Genomic DNA, 1,008 nt, shown 5'->3' on the forward strand with positions numbered 1-1,008 from the left:
CCTGGGGCGCCTGGCGAGTCTCGGCGGGCGAGCTGGCGCCGATGGCGCTGCTGACCGCGCTGTTCCTGGCGCGCGAGGCGTTCCGGCCGATCGAGCGCATGGACCAGGCGCTGCACGCCGCCTGGGCGGGCATCGGCGCGGGCAAGGAGATCGCGGCGCTGCTCGCGGCGCGGCCGGCGGTGATCGACGCGCCGCGCCTGCCGATCCCGGCGCCGCTGGCCGCCAGCATCGCCTTCGACCGGGTCGGCTTCGCCTATGAGGGCGCCGAGGGGCCAACGCTGGAGGACGTGTCGCTGCGGGTGGAGGAGGGCGAGATGGTGGCCCTGGTCGGCCCGTCCGGCGCCGGCAAGTCGACCGTCGTCGCGCTGCTGCTGCGCTTCTTCGATCCCGCCGGCGGCGGCATCCGGGTCGGCGGCATCGACATCCGCGACCTGCCGCTGGCCGCCCTTCGCGAGAAGATCGCCGTGGTGTCGCAGGACACACATCTGTTTCCCGGCACGGTCGCCGACAACCTGCGCATCGCCCGGCCGGAGGCGGGGCTGGACGAGCTGGTCGACGCCGCCCGCGCCGCCAATGCCCATGACTTCATCCTGGCCCTGCCCGAGGGCTACGACACCGAGGTGGGGGAGCGCGGCGCGCTCTTGTCCGGCGGCCAGCGCCAGCGCATCGCCATAGCCCGGGCGCTGCTGAAGAACGCGCCGATCCTGGTGCTGGACGAGGCGACGTCCAGCGTCGACGCCGCCAGCGAGCAGGCGATCCAGGACGCGCTGGAGCGGCTGTTCCGCAACTGCACCACCCTTGTCATCGCCCACCGCCTGTCCACCATCCGCAAGGCCGACCGCATCCTGGTGCTGGACCAGGGCCGGGTGGTGGAGGAGGGGCGGCACGAGGCGCTGCTGGCGGATGGCCGCCGCTATGCCCGCCTCGCCCACGCCCAAGGAGCCGTTGCATGACCGCTGTGGATCTGACCGCGGGAACCGTCCCGTGCTACCGTCTGCGCGACCTGCT

1 protein-coding gene is annotated in these 1,008 nt (G+C 73.6%); it reads left to right on the forward strand.

Annotation, left to right across the window (positions count from 1 at the left end):
- Positions 1 to 953 (forward strand): ABC transporter ATP-binding protein (locus P409_RS35130; protein ID WP_034849676.1); only part of this gene is annotated, 953 nt, incomplete at its 5' end.
- Positions 954 to 1,008: the final 55 nt, after the last annotated feature.

The sequence above is a fragment of the Inquilinus limosus MP06 genome, from assembly GCF_000767795.1.
GTDB classification, from domain to species: Bacteria; Pseudomonadota; Alphaproteobacteria; order DSM-16000; family Inquilinaceae; genus Inquilinus; species Inquilinus limosus_E.